17 protein-coding genes are annotated in these 23,423 nt (G+C 71.2%); 7 read left to right on the top strand and 10 right to left on the bottom strand.

Annotation, left to right across the window (positions count from 1 at the left end; genetic code table 11):
* Window positions 1–12: 12 nt before the first annotated feature.
* The 4 genes from AB0G17_RS30510 to AB0G17_RS30495 form a co-directional block, all read right to left on the bottom strand.
* Window positions 13–708, bottom strand: coding sequence for a demethylmenaquinone methyltransferase (locus tag AB0G17_RS30510; RefSeq protein ID WP_361389744.1), 696 nt, complete (start codon window positions 706–708; stop codon window positions 13–15).
* Between the two features lie 728 nt (window positions 709–1,436).
* Entirely contained in the window at window positions 1,437–1,979 is a 543-nt protein-coding gene (locus tag AB0G17_RS30505; protein ID WP_361389742.1) for a hypothetical protein, read from the bottom strand.
* Window positions 1,980–1,995: 16 nt separating this feature from the next.
* Window positions 1,996–3,195: a cyclic dehypoxanthinyl futalosine synthase gene (gene mqnC / locus AB0G17_RS30500; RefSeq protein WP_361389740.1), complete on the bottom strand. Its 1,200-nt coding sequence runs from the start codon at window positions 3,193–3,195 to the stop codon at window positions 1,996–1,998.
* Between the two features lie 350 nt (window positions 3,196–3,545).
* Entirely contained in the window at window positions 3,546–5,267 is a 1,722-nt protein-coding gene (locus AB0G17_RS30495; RefSeq protein ID WP_361389738.1) for a serine/threonine-protein kinase, read from the bottom strand.
* A 248-nt stretch (window positions 5,268–5,515) separates the two neighbouring features.
* On the opposite strand from AB0G17_RS30495, the gene AB0G17_RS30490 reads away from it, so the two are divergent.
* Entirely contained in the window at window positions 5,516–6,568 is a 1,053-nt protein-coding gene (locus tag AB0G17_RS30490) for an alpha/beta hydrolase-fold protein (protein ID WP_361389736.1), read from the top strand.
* Window positions 6,569–6,596: 28 nt separating this feature from the next.
* Here AB0G17_RS30490 and AB0G17_RS30485 read toward each other — a convergent pair whose 3' ends face one another.
* Window positions 6,597–7,445 (bottom strand): menaquinone biosynthesis protein, encoded by an 849-nt coding sequence (locus tag AB0G17_RS30485; RefSeq protein WP_361389734.1) that lies wholly within the window; start codon window positions 7,443–7,445, stop codon window positions 6,597–6,599.
* Between the two features lie 260 nt (window positions 7,446–7,705).
* Between AB0G17_RS30485 and AB0G17_RS30480 the strand changes: the two genes are divergently transcribed.
* On the top strand, window positions 7,706–7,909 hold the full coding sequence (locus AB0G17_RS30480) for a cold-shock protein (protein ID WP_003967102.1): 204 nt from the start codon (window positions 7,706–7,708) through the stop codon (window positions 7,907–7,909).
* Between the two features lie 88 nt (window positions 7,910–7,997).
* On the opposite strand, the gene AB0G17_RS30475 is transcribed toward AB0G17_RS30480, so the two are convergent.
* Entirely contained in the window at window positions 7,998–9,662 is a 1,665-nt protein-coding gene (locus AB0G17_RS30475; RefSeq protein WP_361389732.1) for an AMP-dependent synthetase/ligase, read from the bottom strand.
* 95 nt (window positions 9,663–9,757) lie between these two features.
* Between AB0G17_RS30475 and AB0G17_RS30470 the strand changes: the two genes are divergently transcribed.
* Together AB0G17_RS30470 and AB0G17_RS30465 are read left to right on the top strand one after the other, a co-directional pair.
* Window positions 9,758–10,780 carry an AraC family transcriptional regulator gene (locus AB0G17_RS30470; RefSeq protein WP_361389730.1) on the top strand — a complete coding sequence of 341 codons (1,023 nt, stop codon included), beginning with the start codon at window positions 9,758–9,760 and terminating at the stop codon, window positions 10,778–10,780.
* An 85-nt stretch (window positions 10,781–10,865) separates the two neighbouring features.
* Complete coding sequence (locus AB0G17_RS30465) at window positions 10,866–12,077, top strand: lipase family protein (RefSeq protein WP_361389728.1); 1,212 nt, start codon at window positions 10,866–10,868, stop codon at window positions 12,075–12,077.
* 442 nt (window positions 12,078–12,519) lie between these two features.
* On the opposite strand, the gene AB0G17_RS30460 is transcribed toward AB0G17_RS30465, so the two are convergent.
* Window positions 12,520–13,113: an MBL fold metallo-hydrolase gene (locus AB0G17_RS30460; RefSeq protein ID WP_361389726.1), complete on the bottom strand. Its 594-nt coding sequence runs from the start codon at window positions 13,111–13,113 to the stop codon at window positions 12,520–12,522.
* 172 nt (window positions 13,114–13,285) lie between these two features.
* On the opposite strand from AB0G17_RS30460, the gene AB0G17_RS30455 reads away from it, so the two are divergent.
* The gene (locus tag AB0G17_RS30455) at window positions 13,286–14,194 is read left to right on the top strand and encodes a helix-turn-helix domain-containing protein (RefSeq protein ID WP_361389810.1); all 909 of its coding nucleotides are present in this window, start codon (window positions 13,286–13,288) and stop codon (window positions 14,192–14,194) included.
* Here the strand turns inward: AB0G17_RS30455 and AB0G17_RS30450 are convergent.
* Window positions 14,178–14,606 carry an ATP-binding protein gene (locus AB0G17_RS30450; RefSeq protein WP_361389724.1) on the bottom strand — a complete coding sequence of 143 codons (429 nt, stop codon included), beginning with the start codon at window positions 14,604–14,606 and terminating at the stop codon, window positions 14,178–14,180. The two genes, AB0G17_RS30455 and AB0G17_RS30450, sit on opposite strands and share 17 nt — an antisense overlap.
* Before the next feature lie 121 nt (window positions 14,607–14,727).
* On the opposite strand from AB0G17_RS30450, the gene AB0G17_RS30445 reads away from it, so the two are divergent.
* Together AB0G17_RS30445 and AB0G17_RS30440 are read left to right on the top strand one after the other, a co-directional pair.
* Window positions 14,728–15,561 carry a helix-turn-helix transcriptional regulator gene (locus tag AB0G17_RS30445; protein WP_361389722.1) on the top strand — a complete coding sequence of 278 codons (834 nt, stop codon included), beginning with the start codon at window positions 14,728–14,730 and terminating at the stop codon, window positions 15,559–15,561.
* Window positions 15,558–15,785 (top strand): DUF397 domain-containing protein, encoded by a 228-nt coding sequence (locus tag AB0G17_RS30440; protein WP_361389720.1) that lies wholly within the window; start codon window positions 15,558–15,560, stop codon window positions 15,783–15,785. The genes AB0G17_RS30445 and AB0G17_RS30440 overlap by 4 nt, the downstream gene beginning before the upstream one ends.
* 169 nt (window positions 15,786–15,954) lie before the next feature.
* Here AB0G17_RS30440 and AB0G17_RS30435 read toward each other — a convergent pair whose 3' ends face one another.
* Together AB0G17_RS30435 and AB0G17_RS30430 are read right to left on the bottom strand one after the other, a co-directional pair.
* Window positions 15,955–16,320, bottom strand: a complete 366-nt coding sequence (locus AB0G17_RS30435; RefSeq protein WP_361389718.1) for a hypothetical protein — start codon at window positions 16,318–16,320, stop codon at window positions 15,955–15,957.
* On the bottom strand, window positions 16,317–22,757 hold the full coding sequence (locus AB0G17_RS30430; protein WP_361389716.1) for an RHS repeat-associated core domain-containing protein: 6,441 nt from the start codon (window positions 22,755–22,757) through the stop codon (window positions 16,317–16,319). The genes AB0G17_RS30435 and AB0G17_RS30430 overlap by 4 nt, the downstream gene beginning before the upstream one ends.
* Window positions 22,758–23,423 lie beyond the last annotated feature (666 nt).

Genomic DNA, 23,423 nt, shown 5'->3' with positions numbered 1-23,423 from the left:
CTGCCCGCCGGGTTACTGGGGCTTGTAGCCGCGGTGCAGGGCCACGACGCCGCCGGTGAGGTTGCGCCAGGCGACCTTGGACCAGCCGGCCTGCTGGAGCCGTGCGGCGAGGGCGGGCTGGTCGGGCCAGGCGCGGATGGACTCGGCGAGGTAGACGTACGCGTCCGGGTTGGACGACACGGCCGTGGCGACCGGCGGGAGCGCGCGCATCAGGTACTCGGTGTAGACCGTACGGAACGGCTTCCAGGTCGGCTGCGAGAACTCGCAGATCACGACGCGGCCGCCGGGGCGGGTGACCCGGAACAGCTCGCGCAGCGCGGCGTCCGTGTCCTGCACGTTGCGCAGGCCGAAGGAGATGGTGACGGCGTCGAAGGTGTCGTCCTTGAACGGGAGCGCGGTGGCGTCCCCGGCGGTGAACGGCAGGTGGGGGTGGCGTCCCTTGCCGACCTTCAGCATCCCGATGGAGAAGTCGCACGGGACGACGTACGCGCCGGTGGCGGCGAAGGGGAGGGAGGACGTCGCCGTGCCGGCGGCGAGGTCCAGGACCTTCTGGGCGGGGCGGGCGTCGACGGCCTTCGCGACCTCCTTGCGCCACAGTCTGGCCTGGCCGAGCGAGAGGACGTCGTTGGTGAGGTCGTAGTTCGCGGCGACGTCGTCGAACATCGTGGCGACTTCGTGCGGCTGCTTGTCCAGAGTTGCGCGGGTCACGTCCCCCATTGTGCCCCCGGGGCTCCGCCCTGCCGCCCACGCCCCCCGTGTCCCCGAACACGCCCCCTCCCGACCGGGCCGCCTCGGGCTGAGCGCGCGCCGTTTTGGCCCGGGGTTCGTCTGCGAGCCGGTGGGGGTTTGTCGCGCAGTTCCCCGCGCCCCCTTCTTGCCCGGAGTTCGTCCGCGAGCCGGTGGGGGCTCGTCGCGCAGTTCCCCGCGCCCCCAAAAACCCTCGTTCGTCCGCGGGCCGGTGGGGGCTCGTCGCGCAGTTCCCCGCGCCCCCAAAAACCCTCGTTCGTCCGCCGGTCGGTGGGGGCTCGTCGCGCAGTTCCCGGCACCGCCAAAAACCCTCGTTCGTCTGCGGGCCGGTGGGGGCTCGTCGCGCAGTTCCCCGCGCCCCTAAAAACCCGGCCGGTGGTCGAGTGCGGGTCCGCTTGGGCTTGTCGCGCAGTTCCCCGCGCCCCTGACGCGCCGCCTGGGCTCGTCGCGTCCGCGAGGCGGAGCCGCACGTGTCACAGGCCCGCGCACCTGACCCCCTGCGTGACGGTCCCGGGCAGGCTGCGCCCCAACCCCCCAGGGGCGCGGGGAACTGCGCGACGAGCCCCCACCGGCCCGCAGACACACACTGGGCCAAAAAAGGGGCGCGGGGAACTGCGCGGCCCGCCCCCACCGGCCCGCAGGTGAGCCGCGGCCCTCGGAGAGTTTAGGGAAGGGGCGGGGTGGGGGAATCAGCGTGCCCGGTACACCAGTCGGCCCGCCACCACCGTCGCCACGCACACACCCCCGTCGAAGACCGCGAACCGGGCGGGGTCGCCCACCCGCAGGGGCGGGAGGGGCGTGCCCGCCGTGAGGGACGGAGGGGCCGCGGGGAGCGCCGCGCGGGGCAGCACCGTCAGCCCCGAGCGGCGCGCCGCCTCCAGGACCGGACGCGACCGCAGCTCGCCGGCCACCGCCACCACCCCGTGCGCCAGCAGCCGCTGCACCCCGCGCCTCGCGCTCCCGCCCCGGCGGGCGTCGTCCACCGGGAAGGAAGGGTCCAGGATCGGCTCCGTGCCGAGCGCATCCGCCTCGCGCGGGTCCGGGTGGTAGGCGCGCTCCAGCAGCTCCGGGCCGTACGGGTTGACCAGGCCCGGCCCCAGCGCCCCCGGCCAGCGCCGCACCCGCGCGGCGGGGTAGGCCGACGCCAGCTCCTCGTACGGCCCGATCGCGGCCACCCGGTCGCCCTCGACCAGGACCGCCTCCCCCACCCCGGGGGCGTGAATCGTCAGCACAGGCGTGACCGTCGCGTCAGTTCGACGCGAGCAGCTTCAGCTCCGGATGCGCCGTGCCGCCCTCGATCGCCGTGGACGAGATGTGCGACATGACGCGCTCGTCGACCGGGTCGTTCGCCGGGTCGTCGTGGACGAGCAGGTGCTCGTACGTCGTGGCGCGCTGCGCCGGGACGCGGCCCGCCTTGCGGATCAGGTCGATGATCTCCATGCGGTTGGAGCGGTGCCTGGCGCCCGCCGAGGAGACGACGTTCTCCTCCAGCATGATCGAGCCGAGGTCGTCCGCGCCGTAGTGCAGCGAGAGCTGGCCCGCCTCCTTGCCGACGGTGAGCCAGGAGCCCTGGATGTGCGCGATGTTGTCGAGGAAGAGGCGCGCGACCGCGAGCATCCGCAGGTACTCGAAGACGCTCGCCTGCGTCCGGCCCTTCAGGTGGTTGTTCTCGGGCTGGTAGGTGTACGGGATGAACGCGCGGAAGCCGCCCGTGCGGTCCTGTACGTCGCGGATCATCCGGATGTGCTCGATGCGCTCGGCGTTGGTCTCGCCGGTGCCCATGAGCATGGTGGAGGTGGACTCCACGCCCAGGCGGTGGGCCGTCTCCATGATCTCCAGCCAGCGCTCGCCGCTCTCCTTGAGGGGCGCGATCGCCTTGCGCGGCCGCTCCGGCAGCAGCTCCGCGCCCGCGCCCGCGAAGGAGTCGAGACCGGCGGCGTGGATGCGCTCGATCGCCTCCTCCACCGAGACGCCGGAGATGCGAGCCATGTGGTCCACCTCGGACGCGCCGAGGGAGTGGATGACCAGCTGCGGGAAGGCCTGCTTGATGGCGCTGAAGTGCTTCTCGTAGTACTCGACGCCGTAGTCCGGGTGGTGGCCGCCCTGGAACATGATCTGGGTGCCGCCCAGCTCGACGGTCTCCGCGCAGCGGCGCAGGATGTCGTCGAGGTCGCGCGTCCAGCCCTTCTTGGTGTCCTTGGGGGCCGCGTAGAAGGCGCAGAACTTGCACGCCGTGACACACACGTTCGTGTAGTTGATGTTGCGCTCGATGATGTACGTGGCGATGTGCTCGGTCCCGGCGTACCGGCGGCGGCGCACCGCGTCGGCGGCGGCGCCCAGCGCGTGCAGCGGGGCCGAACGGTAGAGGTCGAGCGCCTCTTCGGGGGTGATGCGCCCACCCGCCGCGGCACGGTCGAGGACGGACTGGAGGTCGGCCTTCTCAGTCACCGGGGTGTCCCTTTCGGCAGGGTTGCGGACGGACCGCGCCAGCCTACGCCAGCGGGGTGTCCCCTCCTCGGCCCGGGGGCCGCGGGGCGGGGCCGACGGCCGCACACCGGTCCGGACCGCACACGTACCGACCCTCCCGGACGGGTCCGGGCCGCACACGTACCGACCCTCCCGGCCGGGTCCGGACCGCACACGTACCGACCCTCCCGGACGGGCACCCCTCCCGGCCGGGCACCCCGGCCGGGTCCGGGCCGCCCGCGCACCGACCCGCCCAGCCGGGCACCCCGGCCGAGCCCCGCCGGGCCGGACCCCCACCGGCCCCCCTTGGGCCCGGGGGCCGCCCCGCTCCCTCAGCCCGTCTCCTTCACCAGCGTCGCGTACGGGTTGCCCGCCCCCGCCTCCTTCGACTCGTACTTGAGCGTGCCGTCCGCGTTGCGGGTGAAGACCAGGGTGGCCGTGCCGCTGGTGCACAGGCCCGCCGTGCCCTGGCGGGCCGGGTCGGTGCGCTCCTCGACCGTCACGCGCCGGTCCGTGCCGGAGACCAGCTTGGCCACCCCGAAGCACTCCACGGTCGTGCCCAGGACACTGATCTTGGAGGAGGTGTGCAGGACGTCCTTGCCGGTGCCGCCCGCCGTGAACACCGCCGTCAGGTCGCCATGCGGCTGGCCGGTCGTGGACTCCGTCATCGGGCCCTTCCAGGTACCGAGGAACGCCTTCGGCACCTCCGACACCGCCGGGCCGCCGGTCGCGCCCGGGGTCGTGCCCGAGTCCCCCGAGTCCCCCGGCGCGCTCGGGCTGCGCGGGGCGCTCGACGCGGCCGAGTCGTGGGTGCCGCCACCGCGCCCCGGCATCACGTCGAAGACGAACGCGCCGCCGACCATCACCGCCGCCAGCGCCGCCGCGATCGCCAGCGTGACCGTGCAGCTCACGCGGCGCGTGCGGGTGTGGAGGGTGAGCCCGCTCCCCTGGTTCCCCTCGGGGTTCGCCCCCGGGCCCCCGTTTGTCTGCGGGCTGTGTGTGGCTGGTCGCGCAGCTCCCCGCACCCCGGGGGATGAGGCCTCCGGCCCCCATCCCCCGGGCGCACCCGACCCGTACGACGCGTCCGGCGGCCCGAACACCCCCACCGCCGGGCTGGTGAACGCCACCGGGCCCGACGCGTCCGCGTCCGGCGCCTCCGCCTCCAGGTCGAGCAGCCGCACCGCCGACCGGCTGACCTCCTCCACCAGCGCCCCCGGCAGCCAGCCCGCCGCCACCAGCGCGGCCGCGCCGGACGGGGCGAGGCGGCGGGCGAGTTCGGCGGGGGCGGGGCGGGCCGTCGCCGTCTTGGCCAGGCACGCGTCCACCGCCGCCCGCAGCTCGCCGCCGAGGCGGGCGTCCAGCTCGGGCTCCTCGTGGACCACCTTGTAGAGCAGCGCGGCCGAGGAGTCGCCCGCGAACGGGGGCTCGCCCGTCGCCGCGTACGCCAGCACCGCGCCCAGCGAGAAGACGTCGGCGGCGCCGGTGACGCCCTTGCCGAGGATCTGCTCGGGCGACATATAGCCCGGCGAGCCGACCGAGACCCCGGTCGCGGTGAGCGAGGCCGTGCCGTCCGTGGCGCGGGCGATGCCGAAGTCGATCAGGCGGGGGCCGTCGAGGGTGAGCAGCACGTTGGACGGCTTCACGTCGCGGTGGACGAGGCCGAGCGCGTGCACCGCCGCCAGCGCCTCCGCGAGCCCGGCGCCCAGCGCCCGTACCGCGTGCTCGGGCAGCGGGCCGTGCGCGGCGACCGCCTGGGTCAGCGAGGGGCCCGCCACATAGCCGGTGGCGACCCACGGCACCGCCGCCTCGGGGTCGGCGTCCAGTACCGGCGCGGTCCAGGCGCCGCCGACCCGGCGGGCCGCCTCCACCTCATGGCGGAACCGGGCGCGGAACTGTTCGTCGAGGGCGAAGTGCGGGTGGACGACCTTCACGGCGACTGTGCGGCCACCGGCGCTGCGGCCCAGATAGACCCGGCCCATGCCGCCCGCGCCGAGTCTGCCGAGCAGCCGGTAGGCGCCGATGGTGCGTGGTTCGCCGGCTTCGAGCGGCTGCATCGCGATCTGCTCTCCCCCATGCCGTCAAGTACGGTCGCACAGCAGGGTAGAGCGTGACGTGCGCCGGATCACTCGGCCGGAGCCGATCCGGCACGTACGACGGCGAACCGATTCGAACGCCGGACCGTCTCTCTCTGGGAAGTCCGCCCAGGAGACTTCCACGGGAAACCCCCGGGAACCCGCCGGGAACCCCCTGGGAAACCCCCACAACCGGCCGCCGACTGCCCCAAACCGTCTCGGAGCACCGCATGAATCGCCGTACCACCGCACTCATAGCCGCCGCCGTCCTCGGCTCGGTCGCGCTGGTCTCCGGCTGTTCCGACGAGGGCAAGCCGGTGAACTTCGACAACCCGGGGGCCTCGCGGACGCCCGCGCCCAAGGGCAGCGGCGCCGCCGACCCCGGGCAGGACAAGGCGCGCGACGAGAAGGTCTCCGAGGTCGCCGCGAAGACCCTGCTGCCGACCGGTCCGAAGGCGCAGTTCACCACGCAGAACACGCTGGACGACGGCACCAAGATCGGCGTGACCACGCTGCACGGCAAGAAGTCGGGCTTCACGGGCAAGGTGTGGGTCTGGGCGCCGAAGCAGTACTTCGACCCCAAGTACGCCGCCAGCGGCTTCCCGGTGCTCATAGCCCTGCCCGGCGGCAACGGCTACCCCAAGAACTACTGGATGGGCACCGACCTCAAGCTCCAGAGCAGCATCACCCAGTGGTCCAAGGAGGGCAAGAGCGTCCCGTTCGTCGTGGTGATGCCGGTCCTCAACCCGGACGCGAAGTACTACTACGACGGCAGTGACATACCGGGCCACCCCAAGATGGGCACCTGGATGACCGAGGACGTGCCGGACTTCGTGAAGGCGAACTTCCGCACCTTCAAGTCCCGCGACGGCTGGGCGTTCATGGGCTCCTCCTCCGGCGGTTTCGTCGGCCTGAAGTCCGTGCTCAAGCGTCCCGACCAGTTCAAGGCCGTGATCGCCTCGGGCCCCGACACCGTGCCGGACTCCCCGCTGTGGGCCGGACACGAGGCCGAGAAGCAGGCGAACAACCCGGAGAAGCTCGCCCAGGACCTGATCGACAAGAAGGGCCCCGAGGTCGATCTCGCCTTCCAGATCGGCACCAAGGAGGGCGGCATGGCGAGCCTGAACGCCTTCATCGCCAAGTACGGCAAGGGTCCGGTCAAGACCCATCTCCAGGTGATCCAGGGCGGCAAGCACAACGCCCACACCTACATCAAGGGGATGGGCGACGGGACCATGCAGTGGATCAGCAGCCGGCTGCAGGCCCCGATCCCGTCGTCCTGACCGCGCCCGCCCTCGCCCCCGCCTCCGCCTAGCGGGCGAGCAGCTCCACCGCGACGTCCGCCGGGAACCCGGTGGTCGGACCGGTCCGGCGGGCGAACTCCCGTACGCCCTTGAGCTGCTCGGCGCCGAACCGGAAATCCAGCGTCGTGAAGTAGCGCTCCAGCAGTTCCGCGTCGAAGACCTCCCAGCGGGCGGCCTGCTCGGCGACCTTGGCGACCTCCTCCAGGGAGAGGTCGCGGGAGGCGAGGAACGCGTCGTGGACCTCGCGGACGACCCCGGGCTCGCGGGCCAGGTAGTCCTTGCGGGTCGCCCACACGGCGAAGACGAACGGCAGACCCGTCCACTCCTTCCACATGGCTCCCAGGTCGTGGACCTCAAGGCCCAGGCGCGGGGCCTCGTGCAGCGAGGCGCGCAGCGCGGCGTCCCCGATCAGCACCGCCGCCTCCGCCTCCTGCATCATCATGCCGAGGTCGGGCGGGCACGTGTAGTAGTCGGGCTCGACCCCGTACCGCTCGGCGAGGAGCAGCTGCGCCAGGCGTACGGAGGTGCGCGAGGTGGAGCCGAGCGCCACCCGGGCGCCGTCGAGCTCCTCCAGCGGCCGCTGCGAGACGATCACGCAGGACATGACGGGCCCGTCACAACCGACCGCGAGGTCGGGAAAGGCCACCAGATCGTCCGCGTTGCGCAGGAACTCCACGAGGGTGACCGGCGCGATGTCCAGGTCTCCCCGGACGAGCTGTTCACTCAGCTTCTCGGGGCTGTCCTTGGTGAGCTCCAGATCCAGCAGGGTGCCCGTCCGGGCGAGCCCCCAGTAGAGCGGCAGACAGTTGAGGAACTGGATGTGCCCGACCCGTGGCCGGGTGGTTGTTTGGTCCACATCGCGAGACTAGACCTGTCCGGTTTGTCCAGCTACGGCGGGTAGGTTCGTCACCGCGTCGAGGGCCCGCCAAACGTCCGAGTGACGTGATCTTTCCCTCTACCGCAGCCCCGATATCGCGTGCTACGCTCCTCGCAAGTTGCAGTTTGGTTTCCCTTGCAGTACAGAGCCTGCGGAGCATGTAACCCGCAGGCTTTTGTAGTTTTCAGACTTGTTTGCAGGTTCTGGAGCAGGGCAACCCTTTGGCCCAAGGAGGGCTTATGGCTACCGGAACCGTCAAGTGGTTCAACGCTGAAAAGGGCTTCGGCTTCATCGCCCAGGACGGCGGCGGCCCGGATGTCTTCGTCCACTACTCCGCGATCAACGCGTCTGGCTTCCGCTCCCTCGAGGAGAACCAGGTCGTGAACTTCGACGTCACGCAGGGTCCGAAGGGCCCGCAGGCGGAGAACGTCACCCCGGCCTAGTTGCCCGGGTCGGCGATCGCTGACTAGCAGTACCCAAGGAGCCCTTTCCGTACGGCGACGTACGGAAAGGGCTCCTGCCTTTGTCTCCTCACGCCTTGGTTTCGTACGCCTTGGTTTCGTATAGCCGTTCTATTTCCTCGGCATACCGCTCCGTCACCGCCCTGCGGCGGACCTTCAGGGTCGGGGTGAGCACCCCGCTCTCGATCGTGAAGTCCTCGGCCAGGACCGCGAAGGCGCGGATACGGGCGGGGCGCGAGACGCGGGCGTTGGCGTCGTCCACGGCCTCCTGGACCAGGGCCCGTACGGCGGCCGCGTCCCTCCCCGCGACCTCGGCCGCGTCCACGGTGATCAGGGCGACGGGATAGGGGCGGCGGTCGCCGACCATCACCGCGTGCGAGACGAACCGCGACCGCTCGATGGCCAGCTCGACCTCGGACGGGGCGAGGTTCTTCCCGGCGGACGTGATGATCAGGTCCTTCTTGCGGCCGGTGATGGTCAGGAAGCCGTCGGCGTCCAGGGCGCCCAGGTCGCCGGTGTGCAGCCAGCCGTCCGCGTCGAGCGCCTCCGCCGTGGCGGCGGGGTTGGCGTGGTAGCCGGAGAAGACGTTCGCGCCGCGCGCCAGCACCTCGCCGTCCTCGGCGATCCTCACCTCGCAGCCGTCGATGGGACGCCCGACCGTGCCGTACCGGACGGCGCCGGGGTGGTTGAGCGTGATCACGCCGGCCGACTCGGTCATGCCGTACCCCTCGTACGTGGCGATCCCGGCGGCGCGCAGGAAGTCGAGGGTGGCGGGGGCGATGGGGGCGCCGCCGGTGAGCGCCCAGCGCAGCCTGCCGCCGAAGGCCGCCCGCACCAGCGCGAACAGCTCCTGCTCGTCGGTGATCCGGAGCTTCTCGGCCAGCGCGAGGGCGCCCTGGTGCACCTTCTCGAAGAGCCTCGGTACGGAGGGGAGGTGGGTGGGCTGCGCCTCGGCCAGCTCGGACACGACGTCCTCCACGCGGCCGCCGAAGTAGCAGAGTTCGCCGCCGTTGAGGAGGGTGGAGAACTGGGTGAGCTGGGCGAGCAGGTGGGCGAGGGGGAGATAGAGGTACGTCCGGTCGCCCGGCCCGCCCTCGAGGAGGGGGAGGGTGGCGTCCTGGATCGCGCCCAGGTTGGCGTGGGTGAGGCGGCAGCCCTTGGGGGGCCCGGTGGTGCCGGATGTGTAGACCAGGGTGGCGGTGTCCTCCGGGCGGACGGCTTTCTGGGTGGCCAGGAGGTGGTCCGGCGGGACGGGTTGGCTTGGCGGAGCCGCACATGTCACGGCCCCGCGCCCCGCCTCCCGGGCCGACAGTTCTGGTAGCGGGAACACCTCCTCCACCCCCGACAAGGTCCGCACCCTCCCCCTCTGCTCCTCCGTCTCGCACACCGCGAACCTCGCCCCCGAGTCCCTCAGGACCCACTTCACCTCCTCGTCGCCCGCCGTCGGGTACACCGGGACCACCACCGCGCCCGCCGCCAGGCAGGACAGCTGGGTGAGGGTCCACCTCGGGCTCGTCTCGGCGAGGATCGCCACGCGGTCGCCGGGGCGCAGGCCGTGGGCGAGCAGGGTGCGGGCCGTGCGGCGGACCGCGTCGCGCAGGGCCGTGTACGTCAGGGTGGTCCAGCCGCCGTCCGGCGCGCGGAACCGCAGGGCCGGGCGGGAGCCGTGCCGCTCGGCCGTCCACTCCGCGAACAGGGCCAGCGTCCTGGGGCGTAGTGCGCTCGGTTCCGTCATGTACCCGACGGTAGGGACGCCCGTGGGCCACCGGGGATGACGGGAAACGTCACCCCCGCTGACCGCACCGCTCAATCCCGCTACGGTCGTTGGCCATGGGCAAGGGGACGATCACCGTGCACCATGTACGCGCCGTGCTGCGCGGCGCCGAGCGGCGCGGCATCGACACCGTGCCGCTCCTCCAGGCCGCCGGCATCCCGCCGCTGCTGCTCGGCGACGACCGGGCGCGGGTCACGCCCGCCCAGTTCGCGCTGCTCTTCCGGGCGCTGTACCGGGCGACCCAGGACGAGTTCCTCGGGCTGGGCCCGGCCCCGAGCCGCCCCGGAACGTTCGCCATGATGTGTTACGCCTCGCTGGGCTGCCGCGATCTGGGCGGGGCGATGCGGCGCGGGATCGCGTTCTACCGGCTCTTCCCGGGCGGACCCGAGCTGGCCCTGACGGCGGACGGGCCGGAGGCGGTCTTCGCCGTACGCAACGAGCTCGGGCGGGACGAGGACCGGTTCCTCACCGAGTGCCTGCTGATCATCTCGCACCGGCTGTGCAGCTGGCTGGTGGGCCGCCGCATCCCGCTGCTGCGGGCGTCGTTCGGCTATCCGCCGCCCCCGCACCAGGACGAGTACCCGTCGCTGTTCGGCTGCCCGGTCCGCTTCACGGACGCGGGTACGGAAGCGGTGACGGAGGCGGTGTTCGACGCGCGCTGGCTGACCGCGCCGCTCGTACGGGACGAGGCGGCGCTGGAGCAGATGCTGCGGCGCTCCCCCTTCGAACTGCTGAGCCGCAGGGCGTACGGGACGACCGTGGGCGAGCAGGTCCACCGCGACCTCGGCCGCGCGCTGCTCGCCTCGCCCCGGCTGCCGTCGCTGGACGAGACGGCGGCCCGGCTCGCCCTCTCCCCGGCCACCCTGCGGCGCCGCCTCCAGCAGGAGGGCACCTCGTTCCAGCAGCTCAAGGACGCGGTGCGGCGGGACGCGGCGATCGCGGGGCTGGCCGAGGGGCGCGAGCCGATCGCCGAACTCGCGGCGCGGCTCGGTTTCTCCGAGGACACCTCGTTCCACCGGGCGTTCCGGCGCTGGACGGGCACGACACCGGGGGCGTATCGGCTGGGCCAGCGAAGGTGAGCGATACGGTCAGCGCCGTACCTACTGGTCAGTCACTACGGTCTCCTCAACTGCCCCCACCCCCACGGACGTTGGGAGAGCCGTCATGCCCACCCTGCCCATCCCCCCCGTTCCGCCCGTCCCGCCCGTACCGTCCATCCCGCCCGTCCGGACCCGAGCAGCCGGTGTGCTCGCCGCCGGACTCCTCCTCTGCGCGGCCACCCCCACCGCGTTCGCCTCCACCGACGACGGCCCCTCGGTCCGCCCCGGGGACGTCGTCAGCTCGGCCCCGACCGAGTTCCATCCGCTGCCCGGCCAGTGGACCAACACCAGCGCCTGGCACATCACTTACCGCTCCACCACCGCCACGGGCGCCCCCAACACCGTCTCCGGCACGGTGATCGTGCCCAACGACGGCCGGACCGGCCCGCGCCCGCTCGTCACGTACGCCGTCGGCACGGTGGGCCTGGGCGACTCCTGCGCGCCGAGCGCGGGCTTCCCGTACGGGACCGCCGTCGAGGCCACCCTCATCAACCAGATCGTGCAGCGCGGCTGGGCGGTCGCGGTGACGGACTACGAGGGCCTGGGCACCCCCGGCGACCACACGTACACAGTCGGCCGGGCCGAGGGAACCGCGATGCTGGACGCGGCCCGCGCCGCCGAGCGCCTGGGCGTTCCCGGCGTCTCCGGCGACTCCCCCGTCGGGATCATGGGGTACTCGCAGGGCGGCCAGGCCAGCAGCTGGGCGGCCGAGCTGCACAAGTCGTACGCGCCCGAGCTCAAGGTCAAGGGCACGGCGACGGGGGGTGTCCCGGCGGACCTGATGGCGGTCGCGCACTCCAACGACGGCGGGCTCGGCTCCGGCCTGATCTTCATGGCGGCGGCGGGCCAGGACGCGGCCTTCCCCGAGCTGAAGCTCGACACGTATCTGAACACGGCGGGCAAGGCGCTCGTCGACTACTTCAAGTCGAACTGCGTGGCGGTCGACACCGTCGTCGGCTCCTTCAAGAAGGTCACCGACCTGACGGTCAAGAACCCGCTGGAGCAGGCGGACTGGCAGGCCCGTCTGAACGAGTCCCGGCTCGGTACGGTGGCGCCGGACGCGCCGGTGTACCTGTACCACGGGACTCTGGATGAGCTCATCCCGTACGGGGTGGGGCGTGGCCTGCGGGATGACTGGTGCGGGCGGGGGGCGTCGGTGTCGTGGCACGGGCTGCCGCTGCTGGGCCACGTGGGTGGGGTGACGGTTGGGGCACTGCCTGCGGCCGACTGGCTGTCGGACCGCTTCACGGGGAAACCGTCCCCGGGCAACTGTTAGGGGCATTCACCTGCGGCCCGGTGGTGGGTTGCTCGCGCAGTTCCCCGCGCCCCTTTTTGGCCCGGTGTTGGTCTGCGGGCCGGTGGTCGGTTGCTCGCGCAGTTCCCCGCGCCCCTAAACCCCCCTTCGTCCGCAGACCGTATGTGGCTGGTCGCGCAGTTCCCCGCGCCCCTAAAAATGCCGCTGCGCGGCAATCCCCTGGGCGCCCCGAAGGGGCGCATCTCAGGGGCGCGGGGAACTGCGCGAGCAACCGACCACGACCCGCAGGTACAGAGGGGTTAGGGGCGCGGGGAACTGCGCGACCAGCCCACCACCGGGCCGCAGACACACCCCGGGCCGATAAGGGGCGCGAGCAACCCACCACCGGGCCGCAGATGAACACCGGGCAAAAAGGGTCGCGAGCAACCCGCCACCGGGCCGCAGACGAACCCCGGGCCAAGACCTAGCGTGGGACCGTGGCGGACGGCTCGAACGGCGCGCCGTGGCCGGGGACGATCAGGGACGCCACCGCCAGCACCCGCCCCCGCGAGGCCCGCAGCACCTCGCGGTCCGGGGCCACCGGGTCGTCCGCCGGGCCCTCCGCGTGCCACCACAGGTCGCCCGCGAACGCCACCACACCCGCGTCCGTGCCCGCCAGCAGCGTGATGTCCTCGGGGCTGTGTCCCGGGGTGCGGATCAGCCGGAGCGACGGGGTGAGCTCGTAGCCCTCCGCGTCCCGGTTGCGCCACTGGTCGCCCGCGTACTCCACCTTGTGGTCGTGCACCCGGGCCCGGCCGAACAGGCCGACGTTCATGGTGTTGTCCGGGTGGTGGTGGCTGAGCACCACGTCGGTGATGTCGTCGGGGCCGAGCCCCAGTTCCGCGAGCGGCCCGAGGATGTCGTCGCGGCTCGCCACCATGCCCGGGTCGAAGACCACGTGCCGGTCCCCGTCCCTCACGTACGAGACGGTGGCGGCCACCCCCGGGCCGGTGGAGCCGACGTAACCGGTGGTCAGAACGGTGTATTCGGCGCTGCGGCCGAGCGGTGCGTCTGTCATGGCTTTGATCTTTCCGGCCGGGCCCACCCTCCACGAGTGGCACATCTGCCACCGATCGCAGGATTCGTGCCACCCCGCCTGCCACCCGCCTGCCGCACCACTTGTCACCTGCCAGACTGCCCCCGTGCCGCCCTTCACCACCGTCGCCGCGTACGTCCCGCCAGGAGTCGGCATGCTCGCCGTCGGCATCGTGAGCGAGGTGTTCGGCCCACACGGGGAGGCGCTGCCCGGCTTCGACTTCGCCCTGTGCGCCGAGCGCCCGGGGCCCGTCCCCACCGACCTCGGCGTCCCCCTCGCCATCGCGCACGGTCTGGACCGGCTCGCCGCCGCCGATCTCGTGATCGCCCTCCCGGGGGCGGAGTTCCGTACGCCGCCCGCCCCCGCCGTACTCGACGCGCTCTCGGAAGCGTACGACCGCGGCGCACTCGTCGCAGCCCACTGCGTCGGCACCTTCGCGCTCGCCGCCGCCGGACTGCTCGACGGCCGGCGGGCCACCACCCACTGGCGGTTCGCCGACCTGCTGGCCCGCCGCCACCCGGACGTCACCGTCGAGCCCGACGCCCTCTACATCGACGAGGGACAGGTGATCACGGGCGCGGGAGCCGCCGCGGGCTTCGACCTGTGCATGCACCTGCTGCGGCGGGAGTGCGGAGCCGCGACGGCCAACGCCGTCGCCCGGGACATGGTGCTGCCCTCCCACCGCGAGGGCGGGCAGGCCCAGTACCTGGCCGCCCCCGTGCCCGAGGACGGCCAGGACGAGCGGCTCTCCGAGGTCCTGGCCTGGGCCCGCGCACATCTCCACGAGCCGCTTCCCGTCGCGGAGCTGGCCCGGCGCGCCCTGATGAGCAAACGCTCCTTCGCCCGCCGCTTCACCGCCGCGACCGGCACCACCCCGCACGCCTGGCTGCGCGGTCTGCGTCTGAGCAGCGCCGAGGAGCTCCTGGAGACCACGGACCTGCCCGTCGAGGAGATCGCCCGCCGGGTCGGCTACGGGAGCGCCGCCGTCCTGCGTGAGCAGTTCGTCCGCCGCCGGGGAGTGCCGCCCCGCTCGTACCGCCGCTCGTTCACGAACGCGCCGTAGCGCCCAGGTCCAGTTCCGCCCACACCGTCTTGCCCGGCGGCCGCTCGTCCACCCCCCACGCCTTCGCCAGCGCCTCCACGAGCAGCAGACCCCGCCCGCCCTCCGCGTCCCCGGCGACCTCCGGGCGGCGCGGAAGCCCCTCGGTCCTGGTGTCGGTCACCTCGATGCGCAGTACGGTGCCGAGTACGAGCCGGAGTTCGAAGTCCCGGCCCGGTACGCGCCCGTGGAGCACGGCGTTCGCCGCGAGCTCGGCCACGACCAGGGCGGCGGCGTCGGACGCCTCGCTGCCGTGCGGTACGCCCCAGGCGTCGAGCTGCCCGAGCGACAGCACCCGGGCGAGCCGGGCCCCTCGGCGCGTACTGGTGAATCGCCGCACGAACTCGGTTGTGGGGGTGGTGATTTGGGGATTCATGTCACCGAGCGTGACGAGATGTGCGTACGCTGAACAAGGGCGTCGGCGCGACACCGGCTTTCTTGTACGGGTCCGGCGAGCGCCCTGTACGAGTCGTCGCCCGTGACCCATGGAGACGTGCGTGGAGGACGAAGAAGACACCATCTCGGAGCTGTTCACCGCCGTGGGCGAACAGCTGAAGGTGCTGCGTATCCGGGCCGGGCTGACCCAGCGGGAGTTCGGCCGCCTGGTGGGGTACACCGAGAGCCAGATCTCGGCGATGGAACGCGGCGTACGGATCACCCAGCCGGACTTCCTGGAGAAGGCGGACAAGATCCTGAACGCGGGCGGGGTGTTGATCGCGGCGAAGAAGTCGATCGAGCGGGCCCAGGCGAAGGCGCGGACGCGCCATCCGGCTTGGTACCGGAACTACGCCCTCCTGGAGGCCGAGGCCCTCGAACTGCACCACTACGGCACCCAGGCCGTGCACGGGCTGCTCCAGACCGAGGCGTACGCACGGGCGCTGTTCACCCAGCGGCGGCCCCTGCTCAGCGACGAGACCATCGAGAAGCGCGTGGCCGACCGACTCGCCCGCCAAGAGGTGCTTCAGACCTGGCCCGCACCGACGTTCAGCTTCGTGTTCCAAGAGGTTGTCCTGCAACAGCCCATTGGTGGGCGTGCCGTCCGGGTAGAACAGCTCGGGCAGCTCCTGCGCATCGCCCAACTGCGGACCGTCGAGCTCCAGGTCATGCCGACGGACCGTGAGGACTGCCCTGGCATCGACGGCCCGTTCAACCTGCTAACTACCAAGAAGGGGCGGCAGGTTGCGTACACGGAGATCCAGGGCCACCCTCGGTTGATCACGGATCCCGAAGAGGTCCGCGTCATCATCACTCGCTATGGGATCATCCGGGCGCAGGCTCTCACGCCCCGGGAGTCACTGGCCCTGATCGAGAAGATGCTGGGAGACGCATGAACTGGTTCAAGAGCACATACAGCGGCGCCGAGGGCGGGGACTGTATAGAAGTGGCCTACGACTGGCGCAAGTCGAGCTACAGCAGCGGCGAGGGCGGCGAGTGTGTCGAAGTCGCGGCTCACCCCTCCGCCATCCACATCCGCGACTCAAAGAACACACCCGGCCCGGAAATCACCGTACTCCCGTCCGCCTGGGCCGAATTCGTCACGTACGCCACACAGTAGAACAACAAAAAAAGCGGCTGCGCCGACTTTGTAAGTCGGCGCAGCCGCCAGGTTGTCGCGCCGGAGACGGAATCGATCCCGCCCCGGAACCCCTTCGGCCGTGGGCGTACTTCCGAAACGAGGAGGGGCCCGGCGCCACCCTCGGCGCCGGGCCCCTCCCCCACATCAGCTACCTCACCACCAGCAGCTCCGGCTTCGGCATGACCGCCGTCGCGAAGACCACCTGGGTGAGGAGCATGATCCCGAACAGCGCTCCCCCGCCGCCCAGTGCCAGTGGCAGCACCGGCATGAGCAGGAGGAAGGCCGCGACCGTACGGAAGCCGCCCGGTGTCCCGTACCTCTTGAGCAGGCCCAGGAGGAGGAGCAGGAACAGCGACACCGCCGCCACGAACAGCATCAGGTTCACGCCGTCCGCCAGCTGCTCCCCGAAGGACAGCGCCCCTCGCGGGGTCAGTGCCATCGCCAGGAACCAGCCGGCCGCGCAGAGCGGCACATAGCGGGCCGCGCATCTCGGGAACCAGGGTGCGTGGGTCACTTCGGCGGATCCTTCAGACACTGGGCGGAGTTCCAGTACCGCATGTCCTTGTTGCCGTACCAGGGCATCGAGTCCAGGCCGGACACGTGGTCCATGCGGTCGTGGGCCACCACCGTGGGCGGCTGCGTGCGACGGTACTGGACGACCTCCATGTCCGGGTAATGGTCTCCCTTCCTGGTCACCGTCACCGAGCCCTTGTTGGCCGCGATCGTCACGTGGGTGTCGACCGAGAACAGGGGCATCAGACTGTTCACCCCGGCTATGCCGAGGTCCAGCTTCGACGAGTTCGAGTGGTACTGGCCGAGGAAGCTGTAGTTCACGATGTTGCGGCCGGTGACGGACTCCGAGGGGTAGTCGTTGAGCGACAGCGGGTCCGCGGGGATCATCCTCGACGGCGACTCGATGTCGTAGCCCGCGCCGCCGCCCGCCTGGCTGAGCAGGTACGACGAGATGTGCTTGGTCGACGGCCTGGTGTGGGACGGCGAGACCTTGAAGGTCACGTCGCCGGTGGCCGTGTTCCAGAACAGGACCATGCGGTACGCGGCGTCCGGGTCGGTCGAGTACTCGCGGTTGTCACCCAGCAGCTGGTAGCCCAGGCCCGGGATCTTCATCGCGTCCTTCGTGTGGATGAAGAACTTCATCATGATGATGCCCCGGTCGGGCCCCTTGCCCACCTTGAAATGGCCGAACTGGGTGCCCTTCTCGCCGTGCGACCACATGGCGCGCAGGGCGCGGTAGTAGGGCGTGTAGCGCTTGGCGACCTTGTGCACCACATGGCGCACGATCCGCTTGACCGCGTGGTACGCCTTCTTCACCGCGTGCTTGATCTTCTTGAAGATGTGCCCGATGTGGAACGCGCCGCTCGGGTCGCTGTCGGTGACCGGCGAGTTGTTGGCGTACGCGTACCCGTTGATCTGCTGCGGGTCCGACAGGTCCATGACCGGGTCCACCGAGGCGAACCGGCCGTTGGCCGCGTCGTACTCGCGCGCCCCCATGTGGGTCAGGCCCGTGGACTTGTCGGTGGTGCCGCCCACGAAGCCGTGGTCGCCCGGCCAGCCCGACTGCGGCTGGGTGCCGCGCGGGGTGCCGAACGGGCCGGAGGCGCGCCGGGTGACCGACAGGCTCACCGAGTCCACCGCCACGTCGTCGGTGCCCTGGTGGTCGCTGAGGAGGTAGGTGATCGAGCCGTCCGAGCCGCGCGCGACGGTCGAGTTGCCCGCCGAGTAGTAGCGGACACCGCTCACCGCGTTGCCGGCCTTGGTCAGCGTCAGCTCCTCGGCGCCCAGGTACAGGGTCACCGCACCGGGGTCGCGGCGGATCAGCCGGGAGCCGTCCGCGTCGTAGAGGAACGTGGACGTCTGGCCGTCGATCGTCGAGGAGGCCAGGTTGCCCTCGGCGTCCCAGGTCAGGCTCTGGTCACCGGCGGACGTCACCCGGCGGGTGGTGTTGCCGGACGCGTCGTACTCGAAGGAGTCGGTGCGCGCCCCCGGTCCGGTGATGGCGACCGTGTCCATGCCGTGCGGACGGGTCTCGCCCGGCTGCGGATAGGAGTAGCCGCGCCGCACGTCCTTGGCGGCGTCGCCGCTGACGTCGTGCTGGACCTCGGAGGCCCGGTTGCCGACCGTGTCGTACGTGTACGAGTACCAGTACGGGTCGATGCCGCCCACCTTCGGGCGCACGTCCGTGGATGCCTTCAGCGCGCAGTCGTCCGTGCTCGTCCACGCGTGCGAGAGCCGCGCCGCGAAGTCGTACGTGAAGCACTGCGTGTCGGTGACCGACTTGTCGTCGCGGTCGTCGCGGATGCGGGTGATGTTGCCCGCCGGGTCGTAGCTGTAGACCTTGCTGTCGATGGTCTGCGGGCCCTGCGACTCGCGGTCGTTGACCACGCTGCTGAGCCTGCGGGTGTCCTCCTCGTAGGTGAAGGTCTGGACGGTGCGGCCGCCGACCGCGCCGAGCACGGTCTGGAGGATCTCGCCGGACGGCGAGTACTGGGTGCCCAGCGAGTACACGTCCGTGCCGTTGCCGACCGTGGTCGCCAGGCCGTAGTCCGTGTAGCCCTGGCGGACCGTCTCGGCGGGCAGCCCGCCGCCGGCCGGGAAGGCCGTGGTGTTGGCGAGGCCCGTGTTCGGCGTGTAGGTCGAGCCGAACTCGTAGGTGCCCGCCAGCTTGCCCTCGGCCGCCGGGACGGTGATCACCGAACCGGTGGCCCGGCCCGCCGCGTCATAGCCCTTCACGGCCGTGGTGTAGGCGTTGCCGTTGTCCCAGCGGGTCGACGAGCTGAGCATCTTCTTGCCGCCGGCCAGCGAGTCGTACGCCCACTCGGCCAGCTTCGGGCCGGTGACGCTGTCCTTGCGCAGGCTGGTGGGACGGCCGATCTCGTCGTAGGTGTAGGCGAGGACCGTGCCCCGGGCGTCCTTCGTCGTCGCCGTCTTGCCGTCGGGCGTGAACGTCGTGGTGACCGCGCCCTTGTCCGGGTCGGACGAGGTGACCTGGCGCCCACGCAGGTCGTACGTGGACGACCAGGTGTTGCCCGCCGCGTCGACCAGCTTGGTCAGCCGGTCGGAGCTGTCGTAGGTGTACTTCAGCGCCTCGTACTTGTCGGCGCTCGCGCCGATGACCGGGTTGCCGTCCTTGTACTGGCGCAGCTCGACCGGCTTGTCGTGGGCGTTGTTGATCACCAGGGTGGCGGTGGCCCCGCTCGGCGGAACCGTCGCCGTCCAGTCGCCGCCGTACGTGGTGGTCGTGCGCCACCGCTCGGTGCCCTTGGTGAGCGCGATGGACGCCGTGGTGCGGCCCATGCCGTCGAACTCGGTCACGGTCTGCGCCGGGACCTGGCTGTCGGCCACCGCGAACAGGGTCGTGGCGACCGGCTGGTCGTTGTAGTACTCGGCGTTGTCCTTGTAGGTGCGGCCCTGGCTGTCGAAGAAGCTGTCCGTGATCAGCCGGCCCGTGCCGCCGTACGCCTCGGTCTGGGTCTGCCGCTTGCGGAGCAGACCGTCGTAGAGGGTCACCGCCTTGCGGTACTTGCCGCTCTCCAGCAGCGTGTTGGAGGTGACGGCCGTGGGGCCGTCGTTGCGCACCAGGTAGGAGAAGGTGACGTCGGCCGAGGCGGGCTTGGTCCGGCCCGGCTTCCAGGCGGCGGTGAGCTGCCCGAGCGCGTCGTACTCCTGGCTGGTGACCCGGCCGTTGGCGTCGGTCGCCTTCACCGTCAGCCCGCGCAGACCGTCGAGGTCGACGCTGGTCGTGAAGCCCTTGTTGTCGGTGGTCTTCACGGTCGTCGGCTGGGCGCCGGACGACGGCGTGTAGGCGGTGGTGGTCGTGGCGTTGGCCGCGTCGGTGGTCGACGTCATCCGTCCGTAGGCGTCGTAGAGCGCCGTGGAGGTGGTGACGTAGACCGGGACGCCCGCGTTGTAGCGGTCCAGCTCCTCGATCTTGGACGCCAGCGCCTTGCCCGACACGGGAGCCGCGCCGTACGCGCTGGTGTCGTACGTGGTGCGGGTCTCGGCCGTGATGGTGGACGGCGAGGCGGGGGTGGCGCAGGCCGTGGAGCTCTTCTGCTCGTCGGCGATGTAGGACACCAGGTGGTTGGTGGCGTCCGGGGTGACGTAGGTGGTGCGGGTGCACTGCTCGTCACCGGAGACCGCGAGGTCGCCCTCGTCCGAGAAGGTGAGCGTCTGGCCGTACGCGTCGAAGGTGGCCGACGAGCGGGTGGTGCGCCAGCTGCCGTTGTCGAGCAGGGTCCGGTCCGTGCTGGTGTCGGTGTCCGACTGGTAGGCGTGCAGATCGGTGGTGCCCGGCCGGGTCTGGGTCGCGGTCAGCTTCGACCACGGCTTGTCCACCGACGACTCGACGATCTTGCCGCCGTCCTTGTCGTAACTGGCGTTCTCCAGCTCCTTGCCGCTGTACTGCTCGGCGTCGGTGTAGAGCGTGCCGAAGGAGTCGGCCACCTGGGCGCCGTCGATGCCCCGGAGGTAGGTGGTCTCCTCCAGCGTCTTGTTGGTGGTGCCGGTACGGGTGCGGACCTTCCCGTATCCCCGGTAGTCGCTGTACGTGCGATGCTTGTCGAGGGTGAACTCGCTGGTGTCCTTGGCCCAGGCGATGCCGCCCAGGTACTCGTACTCGGTCACCTCCGAGTCGGTGCCCGCGACCTTGTCGTCCTCGGTCACCTTGGTCACCACGTACTTGTGGAACCAGTCCTTGACCGGCTCGCTGCCGCCCTCGGGGGTCCACCAGGTCGGGAAGCAGCGCTTGGTGTTGGTCGCCTCGGCGGGCGGGGCGGCGTAGGTGCACTCGGTGGGCGAGTACTCGACGAGGGTGTCGGCGCCGTACTCCGACGTCACCCGGGTGATGCGGTACTTGTTCAGCGGCGGGCGGCCCTCGGAGGCGTCCACGCGGTTGGGCATCAGGGTGCCGCCGAACGTCACGGCCGGGTTCGACAGGGCGGTTCCGCCCGCCTTGCCGGTGCGCGTGATCGAGTCGAGCCACAGCCCGTTGCCGCCGGTGTCACCGGTGCCGGGGAAGCTCTGGCCGAAGGTCCAGCTGTCGATGTCGGAGTACCCCGTGCCCTTGAGCACCTGGGTGGTGACCGAGGTCAGCCGCTTCTTCGACCAGAACGACGGCGAGCCGTTGAGGCAGTCCGCGCCGACCGTGCAGACCTCGTCGACCGGGGTGTCCGGCCAGTTGGAGGCGTGCGCCTTGTCGAAGGCGCAGTCGGTGGCGGTGCCGAGGCAGCGGTCGGCCATGGCGAAGTTCACCTTGGCGGCGGGCTGGGCGGCGTAGACCTGTCCGGCGCGGTGGCCGTACTCGATGTGGTCGAGGTAGCCGCCGCGCGTGTAGCTCGCGTCCGCCTTGGGCTTGGTGGTCGTGGAGCCGCCGGAGTTCTTGGCGTACGCGTTCTTCTCCTGGGTGTAGAAGAGCGCCATCGCGTTGCCGTGCGGGTCGACCACGTAGTCCAGGTTCCAGCGCCAGGCCTGGTTGCGGACGGAGTCCGTGAAGGCGGTGGCGTGACCGGGCTCGCCGGTGTGGTTTCCGTAGACCGGGACGGTGTACGTAGACCCGGTCTCGGTCTTGCCGGTGGCCCAGCCGGGAAGGCGGTTCTTGCCGAACCAGTACTGGGTGCCGTCGAGCGTGGTCACCTTCCAGTACTCGTTGTCGTCGTCACTGTTGTTGGTGTCGGTGGCGGTGCCCTTGACCCGCTCGATACGGGAGCCGTCGTCGTCGGCGGGGCGCCAGACGTCGCCGGTGCCGGTCTTGACGAGCGGGGTCGAGGCGCCGTTCAGGGACATCACGGCGTTGTCGGAACGCCAGCACAGGTCACCGGACTTGGCGGGGGCGTTCGTTCCCGTCCCGTTGTCGTCCTTGCAGGCCATGTACTGCCGCTCGATGAACCCCATCTCCATCGCCCAGCCCTCGCCGAGCGCGGAGGGCTGGTTGTTGGTGGAGGCGGTACGGCCGTCGACGGACGAGGAGGAGTACCCGAGGGCGAGCTTGGGGGTCAGGTCCCCGGGAACGGGCGGCACCTGGAGCGGGTACTGCCAGGAGAACCCGCCTTCGTTACCCCCGGAGGTCCAACTCCCGGAGGGAGAGAGGGAGGTCGCCTTGAAGTCCCCGTTGGCCCCGTCGGGGGTGGCGGTGGCGGCGAGCACGGTGAAGGCCCCTGCCGCGGCCGCGCTCTTCGTTCCCGTGCCCGCCGCCGTGTCCGGCCCGAGCCCCACGTCGGCGGTCAGGACGCCGGCCTTCGTGTCGTTCCGGGAAGCCAGCGGCTGAACCGTCCGGCACTCGGCCCGGTCCGGCGTCGTCAGCGCGCACGCCGGCAGCTGCACGAGCCGCAACCGGGAGGCCCAGTCCGCCCCGTACGCGCCCTGGAACGCCCGGTAGTCGAGCTGTACGGACGCCCGACCGGCCCCGGCCCCGCCGTCGTCACGCGCGACTCCGAGCACGACACCGTCCAGGCCCAGCCGGTCCGCGGCCTTGCGGTCCGCCATCCGCACCCGAACCTTGGCGGGCGCCCCCTTGGCGGCCTGGGCCTGCGCCCCCTTGGCCGCCTTCGGCGCGAGCGGCGCGACCCCCACCGGGCTCCCCGGCGCGGCCGCATGACGCGATCCGGCCACGCTCCGCCCCGCCGCGCTCTTTGCCAACGCATCGGCCGCGACCCCACTGAGGTCGACCTCGCTGTCCCCGGCCTTCGGCCACGTCACCTTGGGCGCCCGCCAGGCACGCCGAGCCGTCTCGCTGGTGGCGGTGGAACCGCCCTTCCCCAGCTCGGAGCCCCGCACCGACGCCGTCTTCTGCACCGAGCGCAGCGAGAAGTCCACCTTCCCGGCGGCCGCCGCGACGCTCGGCAGCAGTGTGACCAGCACCGCGCTCGCCGTGAGCGCGCCCAGCGCCGCCGTGGCGCGGCGGCGTCTGCCTCCGCCCGAGTCCTCGTCGTATCTCAATGTCCCCACCCTTGAACGAGTCACGTGGAACTCTCCAACTCTGCGTATTCAGCTCAAAAGGCGCCCCAACGGAGGGGCGCCTGGGGGAACTTAACACCAAGGAATTTACGGGCGGAAGAACAATTCGCCGCGCGAACACCGCAGTTGAGACGGGATGTAACGAGAGGAGAACGATCGCCGAAACATACACACTCAAAGGCTCCCCCAAAGGTGCGAAGGGGCCAGTTCGGACGTTATTCCGGCGTTACGCTCCCGCTCTGGCAAGCAGCATTAACTGATATGAGGGTGGGGACTGGTGAGGGGACATCACATGCGCCGGGGCAGACGGCTGCCGGCCGCGCTGATGGCAGCCGCGCTCGGCGCGGGCGGACTTGCTCAACTGGCCGCGGCACACACGGCGTTTGCGGACGAGAGCGCCAACAACGCAACACAGACGGGGACAAGCACACCCGGAACCAACGCTTCCGTGGCCGGAATTGGTAATTCCGGAACCTCCACTTCCGGAATTACCACGTCCGGAGCCAAGACTTCCGGAACCACGTCTTCCGGAACCACCTCTTCCGGAATCGGCTCTTCCGGGACCAGCGCTTCCGATAAAGCCGCAACGCAGGCACTCGCCCAGGCACGCCAGACCGGCCGCCAGGTCGAGATCCTGGACCGCCGCGA

It is taken from the genome of Streptomyces sp. NPDC023838 (assembly GCF_040639555.1).
Classification (GTDB): domain Bacteria; phylum Actinomycetota; class Actinomycetes; order Streptomycetales; family Streptomycetaceae; genus Streptomyces.
This window is presented reverse-complemented; position numbering and strand designations above follow the sequence as displayed.

What these genes read in the sequence shown, in the direction of transcription:
- AB0G17_RS30495 (WP_361389738.1), bottom strand. Translation starts at nt 5,267, where the DNA reads ATGCAGCCGCTCGAAGCCGGCGAACCACGCACCATCGGCGCCTACCGG.
- AB0G17_RS30490 (WP_361389736.1), top strand. Translation starts at nt 5,516, where the DNA reads ATGAATCGCCGTACCACCGCACTCATAGCCGCCGCCGTCCTCGGCTCG.
- AB0G17_RS30480 (WP_003967102.1), top strand. Translation starts at nt 7,706, where the DNA reads ATGGCTACCGGAACCGTCAAGTGGTTCAACGCTGAAAAGGGCTTCGGC.
- AB0G17_RS30475 (WP_361389732.1), bottom strand. Translation starts at nt 9,662, where the DNA reads ATGACGGAACCGAGCGCACTACGCCCCAGGACGCTGGCCCTGTTCGCG.
- AB0G17_RS30470 (WP_361389730.1), top strand. Translation starts at nt 9,758, where the DNA reads ATGGGCAAGGGGACGATCACCGTGCACCATGTACGCGCCGTGCTGCGC.
- AB0G17_RS30465 (WP_361389728.1), top strand. Translation starts at nt 10,866, where the DNA reads ATGCCCACCCTGCCCATCCCCCCCGTTCCGCCCGTCCCGCCCGTACCG.
- AB0G17_RS30460 (WP_361389726.1), bottom strand. Translation starts at nt 13,113, where the DNA reads ATGACAGACGCACCGCTCGGCCGCAGCGCCGAATACACCGTTCTGACC.
- AB0G17_RS30455 (WP_361389810.1), top strand. Translation starts at nt 13,286, where the DNA reads ATGCTCGCCGTCGGCATCGTGAGCGAGGTGTTCGGCCCACACGGGGAG.
- AB0G17_RS30450 (WP_361389724.1), bottom strand. Translation starts at nt 14,606, where the DNA reads ATGAATCCCCAAATCACCACCCCCACAACCGAGTTCGTGCGGCGATTC.
- AB0G17_RS30440 (WP_361389720.1), top strand. Translation starts at nt 15,558, where the DNA reads ATGAACTGGTTCAAGAGCACATACAGCGGCGCCGAGGGCGGGGACTGT.